This window comes from Flavobacterium johnsoniae UW101, from assembly GCF_000016645.1.
In the GTDB taxonomy this organism is placed as follows: Bacteria; Bacteroidota; Bacteroidia; order Flavobacteriales; family Flavobacteriaceae; genus Flavobacterium; species Flavobacterium johnsoniae.
This window is the reverse complement of the sequence record NC_009441.1, coordinates 5,540,830-5,566,650: the sequence shown is the minus strand read 5'-3', so window position 1 is coordinate 5,566,650 and position 25,821 is coordinate 5,540,830. Positions and strand designations below refer to the sequence as shown.

The window sequence follows — 25,821 nt, the reverse complement described above, 5'->3', positions numbered from 1 at the left end:
TTTATTTAGAGAATATGTTTTTAGCTGAAAAGAGAACTATTTCAAAACTGGAATTTTTACAAAGCTGTCATTGTACCATTTAATTTTTAAAGGCTCTTTGGCATCGAGAATTGTTTCATCGCTGACCTCTTTTCCTGTTCCGTAATTCAATTGCGAAAAAGGATTTTTATTAACATTTAATGCAATCAATAATCGGCTTCCTTTGCTCAGCTGCCGGCTTACAAAATGCGTATTAGAAAAAGCAATTGTTTCTATTTTATTAGGTTCTAAAAGCTGTCTTTTTTCAATATCTTTTGCATAACTGACGCGTCCAATGTAGTAGGAGAGATGAAAATATTCTCCGTTTGGAGTTACTTCATACAGGGTTACGCCCAAATCCAAATCTTTTTTATTGATGCTCAGTTTAATTTCTCCCAAAAAAGAACCGTTTACAATTAAAGGTTCAGTTAGAGGCTCACTTATAAAAAAATAACCGTCATTTTTGTTGACTTCTTTTTGAATAATCGGACTAGGATAATAATTGTTATTGCTGATTTCTCTGTTAGCAAAATCAACTTCTTGTGTTAAGAATTCTTTCTTTTTGGGCTTCTTAGTATCTGCGAGACGAAAATCTTGTGAAACGGCAGAAGTCAAATAAAAGGTTAGATAGTTGTTATGCATTTTTTCAAATGAAGGAGCGCTTTTCCATTCATTTGCTCCCATGACTTCATAATTAATTTTATCTTTTAAAATTTCTGGTTTAGCGCCGTTTTTCAAAATATAATCAAACCATTCGTAAGTGATTTTTTTGATATCAAACAAAGAAACAGGATCGACTTTGTAATCGTTTAAAACAGCTTCACCGCCAATTTGAGTTCCAAAATGTCCGTAAGGTCCAATTACCAGATAAAAAGGGGTTTTCGGGCTGTATTTTTGAAGTTCTTTTAAATAATACAAACTTGAATTTTGAGAATCGTTATAATAACCGTCAAATGCTAAAACAGGAATATTAATCTGTGAAAAATCAGTTTTATAAGGCGCCATTTTCTGCCAGTAAGAGTCAAATGAAGGATGGCTTATCCATTTTTGAAACCATCTGTTTGGTTCGCCGTCTATACTGTCTAGTTTTTTGTACGCTGTTCCAGATTCCCACCATCTAAATTTTAAAGCTCTAAAACGAGGTCTGTTATTATTCGTTACTGTATCCAGATATTTATTGTTTCCTACATAAAACGCCCATTCGTAATTTGGATTTATAAAAACATTGTTTTCCATTGGCAGTCCCATTCCGGGTCTGTTTGCAACAGAAGGAACAATTGTTTTAAGTGCCGGATGCATTTTTTTGCAGGCAGCCCATTGCGTAAATCCGTTATAACTGCCGCCATACATAGCCGTTTTTCCATTGCACCATTTTTGTTTGCTGATCCAGTCTATGGCGTCGTAAACATCATTAGCTTCATCTTCATACGGATTAATCTCGTCTGGGCTGAAACGTTTTCCTCTCGAATAAACTATAATCCCGATATAGCCTTTATCTACAGATTCTTTGATCGATTTTAGGTCTCTGCCTTTATCTCTAACATAAATTGTATATTGGAGAATTACAGGCTGCGGTTCATTATCGTTCTTTTTGCGGGCAATCATGGCAGATAATATTGCTCCGTCACGCGTTTTGATAGATATGCTGTCCTGAATATCATAAGCGTTTTCCTGATCTGCCAGTTTTGCTGCTTTAGTCTGCTGTGCAGATACAGAAATTACCATGAAAAATAAACTCAGAAATAATAATGTTACTTTATGAATCATAATTACTAAGTTTTTGGGTTAAACGAATTTAATTATTATTTCTATATTTACTTTTTATGATAGACGTAAATTATAACTATATGTTACATTTTTTTAGAATATTATCTTTTTCTTTTTTGATTTTTGGGGCAGTGTCTGCCCATGCACAGCATGAAGCTTATACAGAACCTGTACAACAACAGATTGCCGATACCACTTTTGTAAATCTAAAAGATTATAGCAAAGATTTTGTGTATGATATGAAATATGCAACAGAAGATAATTTCTTAAAAGCCAAAGTATATGACTGTGCTGAATGTTTACTGCGTTTAAAAACAGTAAAAGCATTGGTTGCCGCGAACAAAGATTTTATTAAAAAAGGCTATAAAATAAAGCTTTACGATTGTTATCGTCCTTTGTCGATTCAGAAAAAAATGTGGGAAATTGTATCAAATCCAAAATATGTGGCCGATCCAAAAAAAGGCTCCATCCACAATAGAGGAGGAGCCGTTGATATTTCGCTGGTTGATATGAACGGGAAAGAATTGGATATGGGAACTGCTTTTGATTTTTTTGGACCAGAAGCCGCTCATAATTATACCAATTTTTCTAAAAAAGTTTTATCAAACCGAAAATTCTTAAAAAAGATAATGATAGAAAATGGTTTCAATTCATTTGATTCAGAATGGTGGCATTATAATTTAAAAGCAGGTTTAAAAGATAATGTTTCGAATCAAAAATGGAATTGCAATTAAATTATTCTACGCATCTAATATTTTCTATAAAGTAAGTATTGGGGTGCGTTACTTTACCGGTTAATTCAGATGTAAGATCGGCTTTTACGATATAATCTTCTATGTTCGTTAGATATTTAATTCGCATGATCGATATAGGAGATTTTTTCAGCTCTTCATAATTTTCTTTCACAAACATAAAAATACCGGTGTTAACTCTGTTATCAAAGCCTTTATCATCACGTACAAGTGTACCGCAGTTTTCCTGGTTGATATGCATTAAAGTAACAATTTTTCCATTCTCTAATTGTAAAAAGATTTTAGAGTTTTTATCGAAACAATTTGCCTTTATGAAATCTTTGCTTTTTTGAATGTTTTGTAAATTTAAAGTTGGCAGACCATCAGTTTGTGCCAGAGAAAAGAAAATATAATTGAAGCTTCCTCCAAAATACTTTTCACTCATTAAGTATTCGTTTGTTACTTTATAAGATCCAATAGAGTCATTTACGTTTACACTGTATTCACATGGTTTTTGAGCAAATGCGGCGAAGGTTAATAAAAAAAGTGTTAGTGTAATTAGTTGTTTCATTTCTAGTTTATTTTTCTGCAAATTAAAACTATTTTGTTATCATTTTTATCAGTTGTAAAAAAACAATAAAAATTTCCTCCATTTTTTATTTTCCACTTCTTTCTGATGTTCTCTACTGTTTCCGGAAAATTACGTGTTGTAACATTTGCCTGTTTATTTAAGAGCTCATTTTTCATGTCATTTTTATTGTAAGAAATGACTTTTTCGATCTCAAAACTTCTTCCAGGAAAATCAATTAAATCGTCTGAAGTATATAAATGCGAATGTTTATGAAGTTTGTTTATTTTGAAAGATGTACTGACTTCATCAAAACCGCCCGATTTCATAATAGCCGAGTTAGGTTCGTAAAGGTATTTTTGAGGAAGATTGTACGATGGAAATTGACCTTTGGCACCTAAAACAAATTCAAAAGTTTCTATTTTGTCTTTTACAATATTAGCCGTTTTTAATGTAATTTCTCCTGAATAATTTTTGTGAATTTCAAAAAGCAGTTCCTTTACTTCATTTTCAAGCGCTATAATATGAATGTTTTTCACTGATTTTAATTCAGATAAACCTGCAGAAATATCGAGTAAAGGAGCAGTTTTAATTAAAATAGAATCGCTTTTTTCAAAATAAAAATCTAAAGATTCCGGTACATTTGGCAGACAGTCTTTGAGCATAAAAACCTTGCCTTTTGCATCATTTCTTCGCGATGGATCAATATAAATCCAGTCCCATTTTTGGTTGAGGTTATTTAAAACATTTGCCGAATCATCTGCATAAAAATGGGAGTTCTTAACGTGTAACTGCTCAAAATTATGACTGACAATAGCTGATAAATCTTCGTTTATTTCGCAATGCGCAATAGATATAAATCGTTGAGAAAAATAATAGTCATCAACTCCAAAACCACCGGTTAGGTCAATTAAAGTTTCACCTTCGATTAAAGAAGCTTTGTAAGTAGCTGTTTTTTCTGATGAGGTTTGTTCAACAGAAATTTTGCTGGGATAGATAATATCTTTGGCAGAAAACCAGGTTGGTAACTTGTCCTTTGCTTTAGTTCTTGCTTCAATCTGGTTTAAAATCGAAATCCATTCCACATCTGGAAACGGGTTTTTCTGCAGCGCCAATTTTGTTAAATCTGCACCAGTATTCTGAATTATAAATTCCTGAATCTCTGGATGCAAAATAGGATTATTCAAAGCTAAATTCTTTCGGTTAATACAGATACAATCTTGTTGTTAGGAAAAAATTCTTTTAAAATTACCTTAATCATTGTAAAAGCCGGAACTGCAATGATCATCCCGACAATTCCAAATGTAATACCGCTGATTAAGATAATTAGGAATATTTCTAACGGGTGCGAATTTACGCTTTTTGATGAAATTATCGGCTGGCTTATATTATTGTCAATTGCCTGAACGACTAAAAAGCCTATAACAACATAAATGGTCTTAGGCAGAATTTCTGATTGAAAATCCTGTCCAATCATACTAATCATGGTTAAAATAGCTGCCAAAGTAGTTCCAATAATAGGACCTAAATAAGGTATAATATTTAGTATGGCACATAAAAAAGCAATTACAAATGCGTTTTTGTTTCCAAAGATTAATAACACAATCAGATACAGAATAAATACAACGATTAACTGCAATAATAAACCAATAAAATAGCGGGTTAGTAAGTGGTTGATTTTTGTTATAGAATTTAAAATTTTATCTTCATTAGAATCTGGAAGTATTCTTCTGGCCTGATCTTTAAAAATAGTCTGGTCTTTTATAAAAAAGAAAGTAATAAAAAATACCGATACCAATCCCATTCCCATATCGGCCATAAAATTGATAATCGAATTGATAAATCTGGTGAAATAACTAAAATCTAATACCGAAGTTAGTTTAGAATCTTTAATAACTTTATTTAAATCAATATGCTGAATATTAAAATATTCTTCTAGATGTTTTTCTGTCTCCATAAATTTAGTCTGAAGATGTGCCGTATCTAATAAAGCCAGATTATTTGCCTGAGAAATAATTAATGGCACAAACAGCAGAATAAAGCCTACAATAAGAAATATAAAAAAGATAATTGTAGTTGCAGCGGCCATTGAATTGCTGAATTTTAGTTTATTTTTTAAAAATAAAACCAGCGGATTTGCAATTAAACACAATATCAGGGAAACACATAAATAAACAATTACGGTTTGAATTTCATATAAGAAGTATAAAACGATACCTATTACTAAGATTGTTGCCAATGCTCGTAAGATTCCGTTAGAAATAGTTTTTGACGTTATCATATTTAAAATTTAGAATATAAATATAGGAAAAAGCTTTTATAATTCTAGTGTTTCGGGCGTTCTAAAAATAATTAATAAAAAAAAAGCGGGATGATTTCATCCCGCTTTTAATTAGATTTTTTTTATTAAGGTTGTGCAAAAGAATTTCTTGCACCTCCACTTGTAAAAATAGCCGCAATTCTATTTTTTTGTCCGTTAGAGAACATGTACATTCCAGCATCATCCGTATAATCCATGTAGTTCATTGTCATTTCTACAGGAGTTCCAGAACAAGTACTGTAGTGTGGATATGCAGGTACACCATAGTTTGCTGCATTATGAGTTGGAGTATCAGCAACTAAATCGCTTCCGCAAGTTGCATCTCCCCAAATGTGACGTAAATTCAGCCAGTGTCCCACTTCGTGAGTACCAGTTCTTCCTAAGTTATATGGAGCATTTGCAGCACCTGATAATCCGAAATATTTTGGATCAATTACAACTCCATCTGTAGCAGAAGCTCCACCAGGAAATTGTGCATAACCTAAAATTCCGCCTCCAATTGTGCAAGACCATAAGTTAAGTTTTGTTGTTGGAGAAGTTGGAGCTAAACCGCCCTGAGCCGTTTTTTTCATGGCATCATTTGTTCCCCAAGAGGTTTTTGTTGTTGATTTTCTGATAATTTGATCTAATACAAATGTAATTCCAACGTTTGCTTTTACACCAGCAAATAATGCAGGAACACTATTGTAGTCTGAGTTTAATGCATTAAAATCTTTGTTTAAAACATCAATTTGAGATTGAATTTGTGCAGCTGAAATATTTTCTGCAGTTGTTCTATAAAGAACGTTTACTACAACAGGAATTTCGATTTTTCCATTTACAAGTTTACCTGTAAGTAAAGCTTTGTTTGTGTAAGCTTCAATTTCGTTCATTCTGATTGCTAATGTTGGATCAGCTTTTAATTGAGCTTCTAAAACATCCTGACTTGCGCAAGTACGAAGAGTTGGCTGTGCAGCTGCTTCAGAATTTGTTCCTTCAGCCTGATCATTTTGACATGAAAACAGCACTAATGCTGTAATTGCGGTAATAATAAGTTTTTTCATAAATTCTAGGGGTTTTTGTTATAAAATAATAGTTTTGGTTAACCAGATCGCAATTTTATAACAAATACTATTTGTAGCCAAATTTTTATACAGATTTATTTGTGAGAATTTTACAATCCCTTGTATAATCTAGTTCTTACAAAAAAGTTAAAAATATTTTTAAGATGCTTTTTCTTACTTATTAATTTTTTTATTGCATTTTAACGTTGTTATTTGCTTTTTGTCGAGGTTTTGAAAGTTTGTTTATATAATTATTCGAAAATCGAACCCATTATTCTATAAAATTTAACAAAAAATTACAAAGAAGTAATCTCATACAAAGCAATGCTGGCAGCTTGTACTACATTCATGCTTGAGTTTTTTCCAAACATATTAATGTGAACAATTTGATGTGAAATTTTTAATAGTTCTTCTGAAATTCCGGCAATTTCACTTCCTATCAAAAGTGCCGTTTTTTTATCCTTTGGAATTAGAACTTCTTTCAGAGGTTTACTGTTGCTTGTAATTTCTAAAGCAATGATTTCGAAGTTGTTTTCTTGAAGATAAGCAGTTAATTCTGTTGTTTCTTCAATAATTTGATGCGGTACATGGAGATGTGTACTGCGTGAAGTTTTGTTGATTTTTCTTGGCGTAAGCGGAATGTCTTTTCCTAAAAATATAATATTTTCTACACCAAAAGCTTCTGAAATTCTAAAAAGCGAACCAATATTCTGCTGAAAATAAATATGATCGCAAACCAAAGTTATTGGAAATGTTTTTCTCTCAAATTGATTTTCTTCGTGAGTCAGCTGCATTTTTTTAGTGAAAAGTAATTAGTGAAAAGTAATTAGTGGTGACTTAGAATCTAAATAATTTTCTTTTTTAATTTGATGAATTACTAGTTACTAATCACTTTTAACTACTCACTAATTAGTGAAAATATAGTTAATAATATTAGCGCCCATTTTTAAGGCTTTATCGCGAACATTTGCCGGATCGTTGTGTACTTCGGCATCTTCCCAGCCATCGCCTAAGTCGCATTCATAGGTGTATAGCAAAACCAGTTTGTTTTCTACAAAAATTCCAAAAGCCTGCGGACGGGTTCCGTCGTGCTCGTGAATTTTAGGCAATCCGTTAGGAAAAGGAAAAGGTTTTTGAAAAATAGGATGACTGGCAGGAATTTCGACCAGGTTATTATTTGGGAATATCTTTTTGATTTCTTTTCGAATGTATTGATCCATTCCGTAATTATCATCAATATGAAGAAAACCGCCTCCGTTTAAATAATTTCTCAAATTCGAAATATCAGAATCGCTGAAAACGACATTTCCGTGTCCCGTCATGTGTACAAACGGATACGAAAGCAAATCAGGATTGCTTGGCTCAACTGTAGAAGGTTTTGCTTTTATTCTGGTATTGATAGTCGAATTGCAAAAACGAATTAAGTTCGGCAGTGAAGTTGGATTTGCATACCAATCGCCTCCGCCGCTGTATTTTAATAATGCAATTTCTTGTGAAAAAGAAGTGATTGAAAAAAGTAAAAGCAAATAAAATATTTTTTTCATAGAATTGTAATTTGTCTACTCGTTTTGTTTTTCACAAAACCCTCGGAATTTATTAAACTTCATTAAAAAATACAACACTATGGCAGGCCACAACTGCGGCAGTTTCTGTACGCAGACGAGTATTTCCTAATGTTACCGGTTTATAGTTGTTTTCAAGAGCCAATGCAATTTCTTTTTCAGAAAAATCACCTTCGGGACCAATTAATAAGGTTACGTTTTCGTTTGATTTTAAAGATTCTTTCAAAGATTTTTTATCGGTTTCTTCGCAGTGCGCAATAAACTGCAAGCCTTGATTTTTTTGCTTGATAAATTCTTTAAACGAAACAGCATCGTTTAATTTTGGAAGAAACATTTCATTAGATTGTTTCATTGCCGATAAAACTATTTTTTCAAAACGCTCTAAATTAATCACTTTTCTTTCAGAACGATCGCAGATAATTGGTGTAATTTCCTGAATGCCTATTTCTGTAGCTTTTTCTAAAAACCACTCAAAACGGTCATTCATTTTAGTAGGCGCAACAGCAAGGTGCAGACGAAATTTTGGTTCTGGAGATTTTTTTATTGAAAGAACGCTCACGATACATTTGTTATCAGATGCCAGCGTAATTTCGGTTTCAAACAATAATCCCTGACCATTTGTAACGTGAAGAATATCTGAATCTTTCTTGCGTAAAACTTTTATAATGTGTTTGCTTTCTTCTTTATCAAAAGAAAAACTTTCGGTTGTTTCGTCTATATCCGGATTGTAAAATAACTGCATAATTAAAACTGAATTCGTGCTTTAGAAACTACTGAAGAATCTTCAAAACGTTTTGATAAATATTTTTGGTAGCCTACAATTCCTATCATTGCGGCATTATCTGTAGTGTATTCAAATTTTGGAATAAAAGTTTTCCAGCCGTATTTGGCTTCACTTTCTTTTAAAGTAGTCCTGATTCCTGAATTTGCAGAAACCCCGCCGCCAATAGCGATTTGTTTAATTCCGGTTTCTTTTACAGCCAGTTTTAATTTATCCATCAAAATTTCGATAATCGTATGCTGAATTGAAGCACAGATATCGTTTAGGTTTTCTTCGATGAAATTTGGATTTTCCTGTTTGTTTTTTTGAATGAAATATAAAATAGCTGTTTTTAGTCCGGAAAAACTAAAATCCAATCCCGGAACTTTTGGTTTCGTAAAAGTAAAAGCTTTTGGGTTTCCTTCTTTGGCATATTTATCAATTAAAGGCCCGCCCGGATAAGGAAGTCCTAATATTTTTGCACTTTTATCAAAAGCTTCTCCAACCGCGTCATCTGTAGTTTCTCCAATAATTTCCATGTCAAAAAAACTGTTCACTTTTACAATCTGCGTATGTCCGCCACTAATTGTTAAAGCTAAAAAAGGAAATTCTGGTTTATCGTATCCTTCTTCGTCAATAAAATGCGCTAAAATATGGGCATGCATGTGATTTACAGCGATTAACGGAATATTTAAAGCCAATGATAACGATTTACCAAAAGAACTTCCTACCAAAAGTGATCCCATTAGGCCGGGACCTTGTGTAAAGGCAATGGCAGATAGCTGTTCTTTTTGTACATTTGCTTTGCGAAGTGCAGCATCGATTACAGGAACTATGTTTTGCTGGTGTGCTCTCGAAGCTAATTCAGGAACTACACCGCCGTATTGATTGTGAATTAACTGATTGGCTACAACATTTGAGAGTACTTTGTCGTTATGTAAAACCGCGGCAGCAGTATCGTCGCATGAACTTTCGATGGCAAGAATAAAAACCTCTGAATTTTGCATATAAAGGCACGAATTTTGGATTATATTTGACAAATCAAATTTTGAAATTTCTTTGATTGAAGCAGATGCCAAAATTAAAGAATTTTTATCAAAACAGCCGTCCTTTGTCTGTTCAAATTAAATTAATACAAAAACAATAATAATAGCGTTATCAAAAGAGTAAAGAAAATAGTATCCAGAACCCTGATTGGCTTAATTTTACTTTTGCTGATACTTGCTATCACTCTGTCTCTGCCTGTCGTACAGACAAAAATTGCTAAATATATTACCGAAACTCTTAATAAAGATTTTAAAACCAACATTAGTATTGATAAAGCGGCAATAAATATTTTTGGCGGCGTAAAACTAAAGAAAGTACTTATTTTAGACCATCATAAAAAAACTTTAATATATTCTGACCTTATAAATACTGATATTTTAAGTATTAAAAGAGCAATCGATGGAGACTTAATTTTTGGTGATATTCGTTTAACAGGTTTAATTTTTAATCTTAAAACTTATAAAGGCGAAGACGAAAACAATATCAATAAGTTTATAAAATTGTTTGAAACCGAAAAGCAGGTAAAAACAAAATCGACTAAACATTTCCTTTTAACAGCCAGAAACGCATACATTACCAACGGAAATTTCTCTGTTGTTGATGAAAATAAGCATACACCAAAATTTCTGGATTTTACAAAGCTAAATGCCTATATCAGCGATTTTAAATTGTATGGTTCAGATGTAAATACTAACATTCACAGATTTTCATTTTTAGATCACAGAGGTTTGTATGTTTCTAATTTTGCCGGAAAATTCAGTTATACCAAAAAACAGATTAAAGTCGAAAACCTTGCCATAAAAACCAAGAGATCATGGATTTATGGAAAAGCAATTTTAAACTATAAGGTTAAAGATTTTCTTGATTTTACAGATAAAGTTCGTTTTGATGTAGCATTAGATTCGTCTTCTATAGCTTCAAACGATATTCGTTATTTTTATGACGGACTGGGTAAAAACCAGCATTTTAAAGTTAAAACCAAGATTAAAGGACCTTTAAATGATTTGAACCTTAATCATTTAAGGCTGAGCGATGCAAATGGTTCCAAAATCTTTGGAAATATCAACTTTAAAAATCTTTTGGGTACAAAAGAACAAAAGTTCTCGATGGACGGAAAGTTTGATAAATTAATTGCCAGCTATGATAATCTGGTTTTTATACTTCCGGGTATTTTAGGCAAAAGCCTTCCAAAAGAGCTGAAAAGAATTGGTAAATTTAATATCACCGGGAAAGCAAAAGTCTCAACAACAGCTTTAGAAACCGATTTTAAAATGGCTACTGATTTAGGAAACGGTAAGGTCAATCTTCATATGAATAATATGGATTTTATCGATAAAGCTTCTTATTCAGGTAATATTGTTTTGGATAATTTTAACATCGGCGCTTTATTAGGCCGGAAAGACGTTGGCCGAACGACCTTAAATTTAGATGTTGACGGTGTTGGTTTTACCGAAAAATATTTGAATACAATTGTTAAAGGTGATATTAATAAATTAGACTATAATAAATACAGATACAGTAATATTGTTGTAAACGGAAACTTCAAGCTTCCTTATTACAAAGGCCAGCTTTCAATTAATGACCCAAATTTGAATTTGACTTTTGACGGATTAGTAGATTTAAGTAAACGTGAAAGCCGTTATGATTTTCATATAAATGTAGAAAATTCAGATTTACAAAAATTAAGATTCGTAAACGATTCGATTTCTCATTTTAAAGGTGATGCAGTAGTTCAGGTAAGCGGAAATTCTATCGAAAATCTTCAAGGAAACATTATTATTAAAGATGCAGAATATCAAAATCCACAGGCGACTTACGTTTTTGATGACGTAACAATAAGTTCCAATTTTGATGCTGACAGACTAAGAACCATAACGATTAATTCAGCAGATATTGTTGAAGGAAGAATTGTGGGTAAATTTCAATTTGCACAGCTGGATAAACTGGTTATGAATTCTGTGGGAAGTTTGTATACCAACTATAAACCTTATAAAGTTAAAAAAGGACAATTCCTGCGTTTTAATTTCCATGTATATAATAAGGTAGTAGAAATGCTGTATCCGGATTTAAAAATTGATTCCAGTACAGTGGTCCGCGGTAAAATTGATGCAGACCTGCAGGAATTTAAATTTGGTTTCAGATCCAAACAAATTACTGCGGCCAAAAATACTTTTGATAATATCAGAATCAGCATAGATAATAAAAACCCGCTTTATAATGCATTCGTTGAACTCGATAGTATTAAAACGCCTTATTATAAAATCCGCGATTTCAATTTAATTAATGTAACATCAAAAGATACTTTATTTGTTCGTTCTGAGTTTAAAGGTGGAGATAAAGGACAGGATTATTTTAATCTCGATTTATATCACACTATCGACAAAAAGAAAAATAATATTGTCGGAATCAAGAAATCTGAAATGAAGTTTAAAGACTATTTATGGTATTTAAATGAAGACGCCGCAAAGGATAATCAGATCGTTTTTGATCAGTATTTTAAAAACTTTACCATTGACAATATAGTTTTATCTCACGAAAACCAGAAAATTGATTTAAACGGGATAATTAAAGGAAAGGATTATAAGGATATTGTCCTCAATTTTGAAGACGTAGACATAAATAAAATTACACCGTATAATTCGAAGTTTGTTTTTAACGGAAATCTAAACGGAAACGTAAATTATAAGCAGAATAAAGATGTTTATCAGCCGACAGCCAGTATTGTCGTCGATCATCTTAATATGAATAAAGTTGATTTAGGTACCCTGAATTTTGATATTTCGGGAGATCAGACTTTTAGAAAATTTACCGTAAATTCTTCTATCGTAAATGGTTTTGCAGAATCGTTTAGGGCAAATGGTACTTTTAATATTGAGAATAAGGAAACTTTTATGGACTTGAGTCTTAAACTCGAAGGATTTAATCTTGCGACTTTAGGAACTATAGGAGGAGATGTTTTATCGAATATTAGAGGTTCTGTTTCAGGAAATGCAGCAGTTGTGGGTAATTTGAAAAAACCTGAAATCAACGGACGTTTGTATGTAGAAAAAGCCGGAATGACAATTCCGTACCTAAATACGGATTACGAATTGAGTGACAGAACGGTTATTGATTTAACAGATGAGAAATTTTTGTTTAGAAATAATCAGTTAACAGATACTAAATATAAAACAAAAGGACTGCTTAACGGAACAATCGAGCATCATAATTTTGGCGACTGGAAATTAGATTTAACCATAACTTCTAAACGTTTATTAGCACTTGATACAAAAGATAGTGAAGATGCTGCTTATTTTGGTACAGCTTTTATAAACGGAACTGCAAGTATAAAAGGACCAACAGAAAGTTTATTTATTAAAGTTGATGCAAAATCTGAAAAAGGAACCGAAGTCAAGATTCCTATAAATAATGTACAAAGTGTGGGAGAAAGCAGCTGGATACATTTTGTAACACCAAAAGAAAAATACAATCTGCAAAAAGGAATTGTTGAAAGAACCAGAAACTATAATGGTCTGGAGCTGGAATTTGATTTTGATATTACGCCGGATGCCGAAGTAGAAGTTATCCTTGACAGAAATTCCGGTCACGGTATGAAAGGAAAAGGATACGGATCGCTGTTATTTAAGATTAATACACTGGGTAAATTTAATATGTGGGGGGATTTCCAGGCATACGAAGGAACTTATAACTTTAAATACGGAGGTTTAATCGATAAAAAATTCGCAGTTAAAAAAGGTGGTTCTATTATTTGGGAAGGAAACCCGATGAAAGCACAGCTGAATTTAGAAGCCGTTTACAAAACATCGGCAAATCCTGCCGTATTGCTGGATAATTCTTCTTTCAATAAAAAAGTACCTGTAGAAGTTGTAATTGGTTTAAGAGGAGATTTAACGAGCCCTGAACCTAATTTTGATATTCAGTTTCCATCGGTAAGCAATGTGTTGAAATCTGAAATACAATATAAGTTAGATGATAAAGACGTTCGTCAAACGCAGGCTTTGTATTTATTATCTACAGGTTCATTTATGAGTCAGGACGGATTTAACCAAAGCGATTTATCAGGAACATTTGCAGAAACTGCTGCAAGTTTATTAGGAGGAATCATCAAATCAGATAACGACCTTATTAATATTGACCTGAATTTTATTTCTGCCGACAGAAGATTAGGTCAGGAAGCCGACGGACAATTTGTAGCCAATATTTCATCGCAGATTAACGAAAGAATTTCGATTAATGGTAAAGTAGGGGTTCCGGTAGGAGGAGTAAACGAATCTGCTATTGTGGGTGACATTGAAATACTATATCGTGTAAATGAAGACGGATCAATGAACCTTCGATTATTCAATAAAGAAAATGATATTAATTATATAGGACAAGGAATTGGTTATACACAGGGAGTTGGTATTTCTTATGAAGTCGATTTTGATACTTTCAGCGAACTGGTGAATAAATTATTTAAAAGCCATAAACTCGAGAAAGCGATTAAAAAATCAGATGACTTTCAGGATTCAAATCTAAATCCGGATTATCTGAATTTTAAAAGCGCTAAAGAGGCAGAAAAAGACAAAAAGAAACCTGAAAAAGAAGAAGAGAAAAAGCCAAAACCGCAAAACAATAATGAAGGCTTAATTCCTGACAATGATTTTTAGATAATTTGTTAAAAAGAGTATAAAAAAACCATTCGAAACAACGAATGGTTTTTTTATGCTTAAATTTATAGTTTTTGTAAGTTTTTTCTAAAAAGCTCTAAGTGAGATTTTTATAACACTTCTTTTGGGTATTGTTAATTTTAAAGAATTAATTAAAAAACGCCCTATTTATTATTTTAAATGAAATTTTTGGTATCAAAAAACTTATTAACGAAAACGTTTGAATTTAACAGATTTTATTAAATTATAATAAATATAACCGCAGAAGTGGTGAATGTTTGCTAAATTTACAACTTTAATACTTAAATAATGTCAAAAACAATAAAAAAAGTAGGTGTTCTTACCTCAGGAGGAGACTCACCGGGAATGAATGCTGCAATACGATCAGTTGTTCGAACATGTGCTTATCATAATATAGAATGCATAGGAATTTATAGAGGGTATCAAGGAATGATCGAAGGTGATTTTAAAGAAATGGGCCCTCGAAGCGTTAATAATATTGTAAATAAAGGAGGAACGATCCTGAAATCGGCTCGTTCTGTAGACTTTAGAACCCCGGAAGGCCGTAAAAAAGCTCACGAAAATCTTCTTAAAGCCGGAATTGATGCTTTAGTTGTTATTGGAGGAGACGGAAGTTTTACCGGAGGTTTAATTTTTAACTCAGAATATGATTTTCCTGTAATGGGAATTCCAGGTACAATTGATAATGATATTTATGGTACAAGCTTTACTTTAGGTTATGACACTGCTTTAAATACTGTTGTTGACTGTATAGATAAAATTAGAGATACTGCAAGTTCACATAACCGTTTATTCTTTGTAGAGGTTATGGGTAGAGATGCAGGTCACATCGCACTTAATGCCGGAATTGGAGCAGGTGCAGAAGAAATCCTTATTCCTGAAGAAGATTTAGGTCTTGACAGATTGTTAGACTCTCTTCAAAAAAGTAAAGCTTCAGGAAAATCATCAAGTATAGTAGTTATTGCCGAAGGTGATAAAATTGGTAAAAACGTATTCGAATTAAAAGATTATGTTGAAGCTAATTTACCTGAATACGACGTAAGAGTATCTGTTTTAGGACACATGCAGCGTGGTGGTTCGCCATCTTGTTTTGACCGTGTTCTGGCAAGTCGTCTTGGTGTAAAAGCAGTTGAGTCTTTAATTGAAGGAAAATCAAACTACATGGTTGGTCTTAAGGAAGATAAAGTTGTTTTAACTCCGCTGGAGCAGGCAATTAAAGGTAAATCTGAAATTGATAGAGAATTATTGAGAGTGTCAGACATTATGTCTACATAATTATAAAGATAAAAGTTTAAAAGAGAAGAAGTTTATTGTGAGGAAATTAGACTTTGAATTAATATAATAAAAACAAAAGCAAAAATTTAGTAAAATGTCAAAAGTAAAATTAGGAATAAACGGATTTGGACGTATCGGAAGAATCGTTTTTAGAGAGTCTTTCAATAGAGATAATGTAGAAGTTGTAGCGATCAACGATTTATTAGACGTAGATCACTTAGCTTACTTATTAAAATATGATTCAGTTCACGGTCGTTTCAACGGAACTGTTGAAGTTAAAGAAGGAAAATTGTATGTAAACGGAAGAAACATCCGTATCACTGCAGAAAGAAATCCTGCTGACTTAAAATGGAACGAAGTTGATGTTGATGTAGTAGCAGAATGTACTGGTATCTTCACAACTATCGAAACTGCAAGCGAGCACTTAAAAGGAGGAGCTAAAAAAGTTATCATTTCTGCTCCATCTGCTGATGCTCCAATGTTTGTAATGGGAGTTAACCACGAAACTGCAAAAGCTTCTGATTTAGTTGTTTCTAACGCTTCTTGTACTACAAACTGTTTAGCTCCTTTAGCTAAAGTTATCCACGATAATTTCGAAATCGTTGAAGGTTTAATGACAACTGTTCACGCAACTACTTCAACTCAAATGACTGCTGACGGACCTTCTAGAAAAGACTGGAGAGGTGGACGTGCAGCTGCAATCAACATCATTCCTTCTTCAACAGGTGCTGCTAAAGCGGTTGGAAAAGTTATCCCATCTTTAAATGGAAAATTAACTGGAATGTCTTTCCGTGTACCTACTGCTGACGTTTCTGTTGTAGATTTAACTGTAAAAGTTGCTAAAGAAACTACATACGAAGAAATCTTAGCTGTATTGAAAAAAGCTTCAGAAAACGAAATGAAAGGTATCTTAGGATATACTGAAGATGCAGTTGTTTCTCAAGACTTTATTTCTGATAAAAGAACTTCAATCGTTGATGCTGGTGCAGGAATCGGATTAAATTCTACTTTCTTCAAATTAGTATCTTGGTATGACAATGAGTACGGATACTCAAGCAAATTAATTGATTTGTCTGTGCATATCGCAGGTTTAAAATAATATTATATATTTTTGCAAAATCCCGTTATCATCAAAGTAACGGGATTTTCTTATTTTGTTACGTCTTTAATTAATGTAAAAACTACACTTATTGAGGAAAAACTAAACCAAAAACAAAAAATAAAATGAAATTAATAGTTGATAGTGGGTCTACTAAAGCAGATTGGATTGCAATTGATGATAACGGAAAAGTATTGTTCACCACACAAACATTAGGATTAAATCCTGAAATTCTGGACGGGCCGGAAATTATCTCAAGATTAAACGACCGTTTCGATATTTTACAAAACAAAAAAAATGCAACACATTTGTTCTTTTATGGAGCAGGTTGTGGAACAGACAGAATGAAAGAAGCCTTAAAACAAATCTTTCAGGAGTATTTTACTAACGCTATTGTTGATGTTCAGGAAGATACTTATGCTGCTGTTTATGCTACAACTCCAAAAGGAGAAGAAGCAATCGTATCTATCTTAGGAACTGGGTCTAACTGCAGTTATTTTGATGGAAAAGTATTGCACCAAAAAGTTCAGTCATTAGGCTATATCGTAATGGATGACTGCAGCGGAAACGTTTTTGGAAAAGAACTAATTAGAAAATACTATTTTAATAAAATGCCAAAAGAATTAGCTGTTGAACTTGAAAAAGAGTACGACGTTGATCCGGATTTTATTAAAAACAAATTATATAAAGAGCCAAACCCAAATGCTTATTTAGCAACTTTTGCTAAGTTTTTAATTAAACATAAAGACACTGAATTCTGCAGAAAAATTATTTTCAAAGGAATGAAATCTTTCGTTAAAAACTATATCAAACAGTTTGACAACTGTAAAGAAGTTCCAGTACATTTTGTTGGTTCTATTGCGTTTTATTTAAAAGATGAATTGCAGGAAACTTTTGATAAATACGAGCTTAAATTAGGAAATGTATTAAGAAGACCTATTGACGGTTTAATTGCTTACCATGTCGCTAATCAATAGTTCTGGGTTTATGGAAATTGCAATTATCGCACACGACGGTAAAAAAGCTGATTTGATTGATTTTTTGATTAAAAATGAAGCTGTGCTTCATAATGAAAAAATCAGACTTATTGGTACCGGAACAACTGGAGGAAAAGCCGAAGCAGCGGGATTTAAAACGCAGAGAATGCTTTCAGGGCCTTTAGGAGGTGATGCGCAGATTGCTGGAAGAGTTGCAGAAGGAATTACACAAATGGTTTTCTTTTTTAAAGATCCATTATCCAGTCATCCTCATGAAGCAGATATTAATATGCTGATTCGTGTTTGTGACGTACATAATGTGCCGCTGGCAACAAATGAAGCAACGGCACAATTATTATTAGATGCTATTGCACAGCAATTATAGAAATCTCAACATTTACATTTTTTGGCAGACATGCCACTTGAACCGTTTCACGTGCTGGAGCGGTTTTTTCGTTAAAATACGAACCGTAAATAGTGTTTATAGCACCAAAATTGTTCATATCCATAATAAAGATAGTAGCTTTAACTACATTCTCAAAAGTCATATTCGCAGCTTCAAGAATAGCAGCAATATTTTCCATTACCTGAGTCGTTTCGTTGTTGATAGTATCGGTAACTAATTCTCCTGTAGCCGGATTAATTGCAATCTGGCCAGAAGCATACAATGTGTTTCCTGATAAAACGGCTTGATTATAAGGACCAATAGGAGCCGGAGCCTTTTCTGTAAAGATTATTTTTTTCATGATAAAATTATTTTAAGTCGATGAATTATCGATTTATAGTGCTTCGTTTGTTCCATTTAATGTCACTAAGCATACCAGATTTAATTCCTATGAAGAAGTTCCAGTTTGAACTTGTTCCCATAGGCTGCCAGTTAAATGCCATTCTCCAGCTTAATAAGTCTCTTTCAAAACGGAACTGAGTAAAAGTAACACCCTTTTGAACAAAGTCAAAACCAGTAGAAACCCCGCCTTTCCATTTAGGAGTAATATCCATATTGGCAGAAATCATAATTGAGTTTCCGGTTATTTTATTCTCGCGGTTTGCATTAGAGTAGGTAAGAGAATATGCCATTGTCATGTCCCACGGCAGTTTTGAACTGAAAAATTCAGTTATAACATCTTCTTCGCGATCTGGATCGTTTGCAAACTGGCTGTTTCGGCTGTCATTTAAATCAGTGTTGGTCCCGAATAAGTCGTCATTACGACCACCATTTCGCTGACTCTGGGTGTTTTTTTCCTTTCCGGTTCCTTTGTTCGAAAACGAGTAATTCATTGTTATGTTGGCACTCGTCATTCTAAATAAACTTCCGCCATTTTCAATGTTGTACATGTTTATCACATTTCCGGCATTGTCAATAGCATAAGGATTTAAAACAGCTCCAAAATTGACATTCATTTTATTTTCAAAAAACTGAGTTCCACCGCTTACGATAATTGGCTGCCAGGCTAAAGTTTCTTTTCCGTTGGCATTAAAATTATAGCTCGTGCTGAAGTTTAAATTGTTCAGCAGCATAATTTTTTTAGGTTCAGTTTTTGTACTGTCGCTGTCTCTTACTTTAGCTTCAAAAGTGTTACTTAATGAGAAACCTACAATGTTAGAGTTTTCTTTACCAGGAGCGCCATAAATACCGTTTTCGAACCTCGTATATTCATCTGTTGAAATTCTTCCCGCAGCATCTACAGTATAATGATCGTAATACCTTTCAAAACTTGGAGTATAAGAGTATGTAATACTCGGTCTCATGACGTGGCGGATAGATTGTATTTTTTTGTCAGTTCCAAAATTAAAAGTACCATAAATGGTAGTTCCTAAATTGGTGCTGAAATTATAAGTTCTAAATGCATCAAAACCATTTACGGTTGTGCTGGCTACTTGGCCTTTGCTGGCATCATAATTTTTATCAATCGTTTTGGTAACCCATGTTTCCTGATAATTTGTAGATGCTCCGGCACTAAAATATTTGAAAATTTTAAAGTTGGTGCTGATAGGAATACTGTGCTGCATACCAATTTGAGCATCTCTAAACATCTGCGGTTTAAAAAATAATGAATCGGTTGTTTTAAAGTTATTCTTACCTGTTACATTATACTGCAGGTTGATGTTTTTAAAGAAACCTTTTTTAACGCCGTTTTCACCCACAAAAGGATAAATACGGTCAATACTACCCTGGAAATTAGGAAGCGTCATTAAAATCTCTTCTGTCTGCGTATTTTGCTGGTGTGTGGCAGAAAGAGAGATTCGCGATCCCGGAATAGTATTAAAGGTTTTATTGTATGAAATAGACGAACTCAAAGTATTATTTAAGTTCGATCCAATATTAGCCTGATTTATAGATCGCTTAAAGTACTTACTACTACCCATATTCACAGAAGCTGAAAAAGTCGAGTTAGGGTTTGATTTAGTATCTTTAGAGTGCGACCACTGAATGTTGTAAATGTTTTGCTTTGAATAATCAGGATAACCTCTTTCGCTGTTTATCAGGTTTTCAAAACGAACGTTAATATTTCCTCGATATTTGTATCTCTTTGCATAAGCAGACTCAAACCTCATGGCGTAACTACCATTGGTATAATAATCTCCTAAAACAGTTAAATCATAATTATCGCTCAATGCAAAGTAATATCCTCCATTTTGAAGAGAAAATCCTCTTGTATTTGAATCGTTATAACTTGGAATAATAATACCTGAAACGCTTTTTTCTTTACTTAAAGGGAAAAAACCGTAAGGTAAAGCAAGTGGAGTAGGAACATCAGCAATTACCATTTGTGTTAAACCGGCAACGATTTTTTTACCGGGTACAAATTTAATTCTGCTGGTTTGAAAATAGTATTCAGGATTGTCAATATCCTGAGCAGTTGTAATACGTGCTCCTTTTAAGAAGTATACAGAATCATTTTCTTTTTTAGTAACAGAAGCCTTGATGTTTAATTCACCTTGTTTTGTTCTGGAATTATAAATTAAAGCTTTTTTAGTTTTAAAATTAAAGCGGATAGAATCCGGCTGTACTTCATTTGTCCCCTGTTTAAAGTTTGGATACTGCACCAAAACGCCTGCAGAATCTTTTATTCTTCCGGCATACACTTCATCTTTTTCAAGATTTAAGATAATGATACCAGATTTTAACTCTACATCTTTATAGTAAAGTTCAGCTTCATTATATAAAGTAAGCAATTTGTTTTTCTTGTCGTACTTTGCATAATCTTTTGCTTTATATTTAGTAGGAGCGTCAAGAAACTGTTTTTTAGGCTTAATACTGTCTATCTTTATAGTATCAACAGTTGCTGTAGAAACTGCGGGCGTTGCTGCTGCAGGAGCAGTAGCCGGCTTATTTGTTTGTTTTACAGCAGGTAAAGATTTTTTTTTAGGTTTTATCTCTTGCGAATATGATTTACCACATCCTATTGTTAGGAAAAATGATATTAAAACGATATTAAATAAGTTTGTATGCAAAGGTTTAAATACTATTTTTGTAAAATTATGGCTTGTTTTTTGACATGTCAAACTTACATATAATTTTTTGGCAAAAATAATCAATTGTAAAAATTATAACAGCTGCATTTTATTAAAATTAACTTTTAGATTTATGAATGGTTTAAACAAAATTAAGGTAATCTTTACTTTTTTTCTAACGATATTGTCATTTTGCTCTTATAGTCAATCAAATGTTTTTAAAGTAACACTTGATGCCGGACACGGAGATCATGACTTTGGTGCTGTTTACAGCGGCCGGATTGAAAAAAATATTGCCTTAGCAATTGTTTTAAAAGTGGGGAAAATTTTAGAGCTTAATCCAAATGTTAATGTAATTTATACTCGTAAAACAGATGTTTTCGTGGATTTGGTCGAAAGAGCTAATATTGCCAACAGAGCAAATTCAAATATTTTTGTTTCTATTCACTGTAATGCTAACAAAAATACAGCTGCAGACGGAACCGAAACTTATGTAATGGGTTTGAGTAAAGTTGCCTCGAATCTTGAAGCAGCAAAAAAAGAGAACTCTGTAATTACTTTAGAAAAAGATTATAAACGAAAATATGAAGGTTTCGACCCAAATTCGCCAGAATCTATGATCGGAATGACTTTGATGCAGGAAGAATATTTAGACAATAGTATTTCTCTGGCAACTAAAATCGAAGATAATTTTGAAAAATTAGGTAAAAAACTTCGTCAGGGAGGTGTAAAACAAGCACCTTTCATGGTACTTCACAAAGCATACATGCCAAGAGTTTTAGTAGAAACGGGATTTGTCTCTAATCCAACAGAAGGTAATATTTTAAATTCTGAAGAAGGTCAGGATGATATAGCAAAAGCTATTGCAGAAGCAATTCTGAGCTATAAAAGAGAGTACTTTGGTTCAGGGGGCGAGTCAGACGATAGTCGGCCCATAAGAGATACTACTCCCGCAAAACCAAAAACAACTGCTCCGGCTGCAGTAACTAAAAATGCACCAAAAGGAACGTTTTTCAAAGTACAGCTAATCGCAAGTATTAAAAAAACACCATTGGAGCCAAAAAACTTTAAAGGACTAAAAAATGTAACTATGTTATTTGAAAACAATATATATAAGTACTTCTATCAGGAAACTTCAGATTATGAAACTGCAAAGAAATATCTGGAAGAGGCTAAAAGTAAAGGGTATGGCGCTTCCTTTTTAGTTGCAACCAAAGACGGAGAAAAGATTAGTATTCAGGACGCGATCAAATAATCGTCACAAGTTCGAATATTTATATTAATTTTGTAACAAACACTAAGAATTTTGAAAGTAACAAGAGAAATTAAAACGGCTATTTTAGTCATCGCATCAATACTATTATTTATTTGGGGATACAGCTTTTTAAAGGGCAAAGATCTTTTTACTAATTATACAATCTTATATGCTGAATACGATAATGTTGAAGATTTATCTCTTTCAGCACCAGTAACACTTAACGGACTTGCTATTGGTAAAGTGAATAAAATCACAATCGATGAAGTAACAGGGAAATTATTAGTAGAACTTCAATTAAAAACAGATTTTCCAATTTCAAAAACAAGTACAGCAGTAATTTATTCTCCAAGTTTAATCGCCGGAAAACAAATTAAAATTGTTCCAAATTTTACTGATAAAAATTTAGCAGAAGATGGGGAGAAATTAGCCTCTACTGTTGAACTTGGATTAACAGAATCTTTAGGAGGAAAAATTGAGCCAATTCAGCAAAAACTGGATAAAATGCTTGTAAATATTGATGTTCTGGTTACAGGATTGAATAATACTTTGGATAAAAATACACAAGAAAATCTAAAGAAAACAATTGCTGAATTAAGTCAGACTATGGCGCAGTTCCATAAAGCTTCAGGCAGTTTAAACAATATTCTTGATACAAACAAAGGACAGATTAACGGAATGGTTTCTAACTTTAATAAAGTATCAAACAACTTTAATAAAATTTCTGACTCGTTAAACAAAGCTGATTTAGGAAAAACGGTTCGTAATTTAAACCAGACATTAGCGAAAGTTGACGGTTTAATGGCTAACTTGAATTCTGGAAAAGGTACAGCTGGAAAATTATTAAATGATGATGCCTTGTACAATAATTTAGCAAAAACTTCAAAAGAACTTGAATTACTGCTGCAAGATGTGAGACTTTATCCAACTCGTTACGTAAATGTTTCTCTTTTTGGAAAGAAAAATAAACCTTACGTAGCACCAACAGAAAATACAAACTCAACTGATAAAAAATAATTGTAAATGAGTTATTTAGATAATATTTTATTTGCCATACTTCTTATAGTAGGTTTCGGCTTTTTTGCAGCGAGCGTGAAAAAGATCATCCGAAACATTAATCTGGGAGTTGATGTAGATCGAAAAGATAATCCTAAAGCTCGTTGGAAAAACATGGCATTGATTGCTCTTGGGCAGTCAAGAATGGTGAGACGCCCTGTTGCCGGAATACTGCATATTTTTGTATATGTAGGTTTCATAATTATTAATATCGAATTACTCGAAATTATAATCGATGGGTTATTTGGAACTCATAGAATTTTTGCACCTTATTTAGGCGTAGTCTATGATGTTTTAATTGCTTCATTTGAAATATTGGCAATACTTGTAATTTTTGCCGTTACGGTTTTTTGGCTTAGAAGAAACTTCATCAGATTAAAACGTTTTATACATTCTGATTTAACAGGATTTCCAAAAAGCGATGCAAATTATATTTTGTATTTTGAAACCGTTTTAATGATTTTGTTTTTGTTAATGAACGCTTCAGATCTTCATTTGCAAAACGTTCCGGGAGGAGTTTTTCATAAAGCAGGAAGTTTCCCGATAAGCCAGTTTATTGCTCCAATTTTTAACGGAATGTCAAACGAATTGGTTGTAATATTATTTGAAACATTTTGGTGGCTTCATATAATTGGTATTTTGATTTTTATGAACTATTTATACTTCTCAAAACACCTTCATATCCTGTTAGCGTTCCCAAACACTTATTTTGCGAATTTAAAACCAGAAGGACAGTTTGATAATTTAGCTTCAGTTACAAAAGAAGTTAAATTAATGATGGACCCAAATGCTGATCCGTTTGCTGCAGCTCCTGTTGATGAAAATGCAGCGCCGAGTAAATTTGGAGCAAGCGATGTTCAGGATTTAAACTGGGTACAGCTTTTAAATGCATATACTTGTACAGAATGCGGACGTTGTACGTCATCTTGTCCGGCAAACCAAACAGGTAAAAAATTGTCTCCGCGTAAAATTATGATGGATACAAGAGACCGTCTTCAGGAAGTTGGAAAGAATATTGATGCCAATAAAGGTGTTTTTGTTCCAGATAATAAAACATTATTAAACGATTACATTACTCCGGAAGAACTATGGGCTTGTACTTCATGCAATGCCTGTGTAGAAGAATGTCCTGTAAATATTAGTCCATTGTCTATTATTATGGATATGCGTCGTTATTTAGTGATGGAGCAGAGCGCTGCGCCAATGTCATTAAATGCTATGATGACTAATATTGAAAATAACGGAGCACCTTGGCAGTACAGCCAGCAGGACCGATTAAATTGGAAAAACGAGAACTAGAAAAGATATAGTTTAATCGGTTAATCGTTAATTCGTTTAATCGTACTTAGGATTCGAGGAACTGCCGATTAAACAATTGAACAAATCAACGATTAAACAAAAAGAAATGTCAGAAAGTTTAGTAGTACCAACAATGGCAGAAATGCTGGCCGAAGGAAAACAACCAGAAGTGTTGTTTTGGGTAGGCTGTGCAGGAAGTTTTGATGATAGAGCAAAAAAAATTACGAAAGCATTTGTACGTATTTTAAACCGTACCAATGTTTCTTTTGCGGTTTTGGGTACAGAAGAAAGCTGTACTGGAGATCCTGCAAAAAGAGCCGGAAATGAATTTTTGTTTCAAATGCAGGCCATGATGAACATCGAGGTTTTAAATGCTTATGAAGCAAAAAAAATCGTTACCGCTTGTCCGCATTGTTTTAATACCTTAAAAAATGAATATCCTGAATTAGGAGGAAACTATGAAGTTATTCATCATACAGAATTCCTGAAATCATTAATAAATGACGGAAGACTTACAGTTGAAGGCGGACAGTTTAAAGGAAAGAAAATTACTTTTCACGATCCTTGTTATTTAGGAAGAGCTAATAAAGTTTACGAAGCACCTAGAGATTTAATTGAGAAACTAGACGTTGAATTAGTTGAAATGAAACGTTCTAAAGCAAACGGATTATGCTGTGGTGCAGGCGGTGCGCAGATGTTTAAAGATGCCGAACCTGGAAACAAAGAAGTAAATGTTCTGCGTACAGAAGATGCTTTAGAAGTAAAACCGGATATTATTGCTGCCGGCTGTCCATTTTGCAACACCATGTTAACAGATGGTATTAAACATGCGCATAAAGAAGGCGAGATAAAAGTAATGGACGTTGCCGAATTAATTGCAAATGCACAGGATTTATAAAAGATTTTGAGTTGCTAAGG

Annotated in this window: 21 protein-coding genes; 10 read left to right on the top strand and 11 right to left on the bottom strand. The window is 33.1% G+C overall.

Features of this window, described 5'->3' with window-relative positions; translation table 11 throughout:
• Positions 1–36: 36 nt before the first annotated feature.
• Complete coding sequence (locus FJOH_RS23765; protein WP_012026567.1) at positions 37–1,785, bottom strand: CocE/NonD family hydrolase; 1,749 nt, start codon at positions 1,783–1,785, stop codon at positions 37–39.
• 80 nt (positions 1,786–1,865) lie between these two features.
• On the opposite strand from FJOH_RS23765, the gene FJOH_RS23760 reads away from it, so the two are divergent.
• Positions 1,866–2,519 (top strand): M15 family metallopeptidase, encoded by a 654-nt coding sequence (locus FJOH_RS23760; protein WP_044048069.1) that lies wholly within the window; start codon positions 1,866–1,868, stop codon positions 2,517–2,519.
• 1 nt (position 2,520) lies between these two features.
• On the opposite strand, the gene FJOH_RS23755 is transcribed toward FJOH_RS23760, so the two are convergent.
• The 8 genes from FJOH_RS23755 to tsaD form a co-directional block, all read right to left on the bottom strand.
• Positions 2,521–3,087: a hypothetical protein gene (locus FJOH_RS23755; RefSeq protein WP_012026565.1), complete on the bottom strand. Its 567-nt coding sequence runs from the start codon at positions 3,085–3,087 to the stop codon at positions 2,521–2,523.
• A 2-nt stretch (positions 3,088–3,089) separates the two neighbouring features.
• Positions 3,090–4,271, bottom strand: coding sequence for a THUMP-like domain-containing protein (locus FJOH_RS23750; RefSeq protein WP_012026564.1), 1,182 nt, complete (start codon positions 4,269–4,271; stop codon positions 3,090–3,092).
• A 2-nt stretch (positions 4,272–4,273) separates the two neighbouring features.
• Complete coding sequence (locus tag FJOH_RS23745; RefSeq protein WP_012026563.1) at positions 4,274–5,365, bottom strand: AI-2E family transporter; 1,092 nt, start codon at positions 5,363–5,365, stop codon at positions 4,274–4,276.
• A gap of 125 nt (positions 5,366–5,490) precedes the next feature.
• Positions 5,491–6,447, bottom strand: a complete 957-nt coding sequence (locus FJOH_RS23740) for a zinc metalloprotease (RefSeq protein WP_012026562.1) — start codon at positions 6,445–6,447, stop codon at positions 5,491–5,493.
• Between the two features lie 296 nt (positions 6,448–6,743).
• Positions 6,744–7,241 (bottom strand): TrmH family RNA methyltransferase, encoded by a 498-nt coding sequence (locus FJOH_RS23735; protein ID WP_012026561.1) that lies wholly within the window; start codon positions 7,239–7,241, stop codon positions 6,744–6,746.
• Between the two features lie 111 nt (positions 7,242–7,352).
• Positions 7,353–7,991 (bottom strand): DUF4159 domain-containing protein, encoded by a 639-nt coding sequence (locus tag FJOH_RS23730; RefSeq protein WP_012026560.1) that lies wholly within the window; start codon positions 7,989–7,991, stop codon positions 7,353–7,355.
• A 52-nt stretch (positions 7,992–8,043) separates the two neighbouring features.
• Positions 8,044–8,751 (bottom strand): 16S rRNA (uracil(1498)-N(3))-methyltransferase, encoded by a 708-nt coding sequence (locus FJOH_RS23725; RefSeq protein ID WP_012026559.1) that lies wholly within the window; start codon positions 8,749–8,751, stop codon positions 8,044–8,046.
• A gap of 2 nt (positions 8,752–8,753) precedes the next feature.
• Complete coding sequence (gene tsaD, locus FJOH_RS23720) at positions 8,754–9,776, bottom strand: tRNA (adenosine(37)-N6)-threonylcarbamoyltransferase complex transferase subunit TsaD (protein ID WP_012026558.1); 1,023 nt, start codon at positions 9,774–9,776, stop codon at positions 8,754–8,756.
• 204 nt (positions 9,777–9,980) lie between these two features.
• On the opposite strand from tsaD, the gene FJOH_RS23715 reads away from it, so the two are divergent.
• The 5 genes from FJOH_RS23715 (at position 9,981) to FJOH_RS23695 (ending at position 18,222) form a co-directional block, all read left to right on the top strand.
• On the top strand, positions 9,981–14,465 hold the full coding sequence (locus FJOH_RS23715; protein ID WP_012026557.1) for a translocation/assembly module TamB domain-containing protein: 4,485 nt from the start codon (positions 9,981–9,983) through the stop codon (positions 14,463–14,465).
• A gap of 309 nt (positions 14,466–14,774) precedes the next feature.
• Positions 14,775–15,761, top strand: a complete 987-nt coding sequence (gene pfkA / locus FJOH_RS23710) for a 6-phosphofructokinase (protein WP_012026556.1) — start codon at positions 14,775–14,777, stop codon at positions 15,759–15,761.
• Positions 15,762–15,855: 94 nt separating this feature from the next.
• Positions 15,856–16,860, top strand: coding sequence for a type I glyceraldehyde-3-phosphate dehydrogenase (gap, locus tag FJOH_RS23705; RefSeq protein WP_012026555.1), 1,005 nt, complete (start codon positions 15,856–15,858; stop codon positions 16,858–16,860).
• 125 nt (positions 16,861–16,985) lie between these two features.
• Complete coding sequence (locus tag FJOH_RS23700; RefSeq protein WP_012026554.1) at positions 16,986–17,837, top strand: N-acetylglucosamine kinase-like protein; 852 nt, start codon at positions 16,986–16,988, stop codon at positions 17,835–17,837.
• A gap of 10 nt (positions 17,838–17,847) precedes the next feature.
• The gene (locus FJOH_RS23695; RefSeq protein WP_044048067.1) at positions 17,848–18,222 is read left to right on the top strand and encodes a methylglyoxal synthase; all 375 of its coding nucleotides are present in this window, start codon (positions 17,848–17,850) and stop codon (positions 18,220–18,222) included.
• On the opposite strand, the gene FJOH_RS23690 is transcribed toward FJOH_RS23695, so the two are convergent.
• Together FJOH_RS23690 and FJOH_RS23685 are read right to left on the bottom strand one after the other, a co-directional pair.
• The gene (locus tag FJOH_RS23690; protein WP_012026552.1) at positions 18,203–18,583 is read right to left on the bottom strand and encodes a RidA family protein; all 381 of its coding nucleotides are present in this window, start codon (positions 18,581–18,583) and stop codon (positions 18,203–18,205) included. The two genes, FJOH_RS23695 and FJOH_RS23690, sit on opposite strands and share 20 nt — an antisense overlap.
• Positions 18,584–18,608: 25 nt before the next feature.
• Positions 18,609–21,344, bottom strand: a complete 2,736-nt coding sequence (locus tag FJOH_RS23685; protein WP_044048580.1) for a putative LPS assembly protein LptD — start codon at positions 21,342–21,344, stop codon at positions 18,609–18,611.
• Positions 21,345–21,426: 82 nt separating this feature from the next.
• Here FJOH_RS23685 and FJOH_RS23680 point away from each other — a divergent pair, with 82 nt between their 5' ends.
• The 4 genes from FJOH_RS23680 to FJOH_RS23665 all read left to right on the top strand — a co-directional run bounded on the left by FJOH_RS23680 (position 21,427) and on the right by FJOH_RS23665 (position 25,801).
• Positions 21,427–22,548 (top strand): N-acetylmuramoyl-L-alanine amidase family protein, encoded by a 1,122-nt coding sequence (locus tag FJOH_RS23680; protein WP_012026550.1) that lies wholly within the window; start codon positions 21,427–21,429, stop codon positions 22,546–22,548.
• A 51-nt stretch (positions 22,549–22,599) separates the two neighbouring features.
• Positions 22,600–23,565 (top strand): MlaD family protein, encoded by a 966-nt coding sequence (locus tag FJOH_RS23675; RefSeq protein ID WP_012026549.1) that lies wholly within the window; start codon positions 22,600–22,602, stop codon positions 23,563–23,565.
• Positions 23,566–23,571: 6 nt separating this feature from the next.
• Entirely contained in the window at positions 23,572–24,903 is a 1,332-nt protein-coding gene (locus tag FJOH_RS23670) for a (Fe-S)-binding protein (RefSeq protein ID WP_012026548.1), read from the top strand.
• Positions 24,904–25,009: 106 nt separating this feature from the next.
• The gene (locus tag FJOH_RS23665) at positions 25,010–25,801 is read left to right on the top strand and encodes a (Fe-S)-binding protein (RefSeq protein ID WP_012026547.1); all 792 of its coding nucleotides are present in this window, start codon (positions 25,010–25,012) and stop codon (positions 25,799–25,801) included.
• Positions 25,802–25,821: the final 20 nt, after the last annotated feature.

Bases quoted from the DNA above. Each gene is read 5' to 3' on its own strand.
- FJOH_RS23765 (WP_012026567.1), bottom strand. From the start codon at position 1,785: ATGATTCATAAAGTAACATTATTATTTCTGAGTTTATTTTTCATGGTA.
- FJOH_RS23760 (WP_044048069.1), top strand. From the start codon at position 1,866: ATGTTACATTTTTTTAGAATATTATCTTTTTCTTTTTTGATTTTTGGG.
- FJOH_RS23755 (WP_012026565.1), bottom strand. From the start codon at position 3,087: ATGAAACAACTAATTACACTAACACTTTTTTTATTAACCTTCGCCGCA.
- FJOH_RS23745 (WP_012026563.1), bottom strand. From the start codon at position 5,365: ATGATAACGTCAAAAACTATTTCTAACGGAATCTTACGAGCATTGGCA.
- FJOH_RS23740 (WP_012026562.1), bottom strand. From the start codon at position 6,447: ATGAAAAAACTTATTATTACCGCAATTACAGCATTAGTGCTGTTTTCA.
- FJOH_RS23735 (WP_012026561.1), bottom strand. From the start codon at position 7,241: ATGCAGCTGACTCACGAAGAAAATCAATTTGAGAGAAAAACATTTCCA.
- FJOH_RS23730 (WP_012026560.1), bottom strand. From the start codon at position 7,991: ATGAAAAAAATATTTTATTTGCTTTTACTTTTTTCAATCACTTCTTTT.
- FJOH_RS23725 (WP_012026559.1), bottom strand. From the start codon at position 8,751: ATGCAGTTATTTTACAATCCGGATATAGACGAAACAACCGAAAGTTTT.
- tsaD (WP_012026558.1), bottom strand. From the start codon at position 9,776: ATGCAAAATTCAGAGGTTTTTATTCTTGCCATCGAAAGTTCATGCGAC.
- pfkA (WP_012026556.1), top strand. From the start codon at position 14,775: ATGTCAAAAACAATAAAAAAAGTAGGTGTTCTTACCTCAGGAGGAGAC.
- gap (WP_012026555.1), top strand. From the start codon at position 15,856: ATGTCAAAAGTAAAATTAGGAATAAACGGATTTGGACGTATCGGAAGA.
- FJOH_RS23700 (WP_012026554.1), top strand. From the start codon at position 16,986: ATGAAATTAATAGTTGATAGTGGGTCTACTAAAGCAGATTGGATTGCA.
- FJOH_RS23695 (WP_044048067.1), top strand. From the start codon at position 17,848: ATGGAAATTGCAATTATCGCACACGACGGTAAAAAAGCTGATTTGATT.
- FJOH_RS23690 (WP_012026552.1), bottom strand. From the start codon at position 18,583: ATGAAAAAAATAATCTTTACAGAAAAGGCTCCGGCTCCTATTGGTCCT.
- FJOH_RS23680 (WP_012026550.1), top strand. From the start codon at position 21,427: ATGAATGGTTTAAACAAAATTAAGGTAATCTTTACTTTTTTTCTAACG.
- FJOH_RS23670 (WP_012026548.1), top strand. From the start codon at position 23,572: ATGAGTTATTTAGATAATATTTTATTTGCCATACTTCTTATAGTAGGT.
- FJOH_RS23665 (WP_012026547.1), top strand. From the start codon at position 25,010: ATGTCAGAAAGTTTAGTAGTACCAACAATGGCAGAAATGCTGGCCGAA.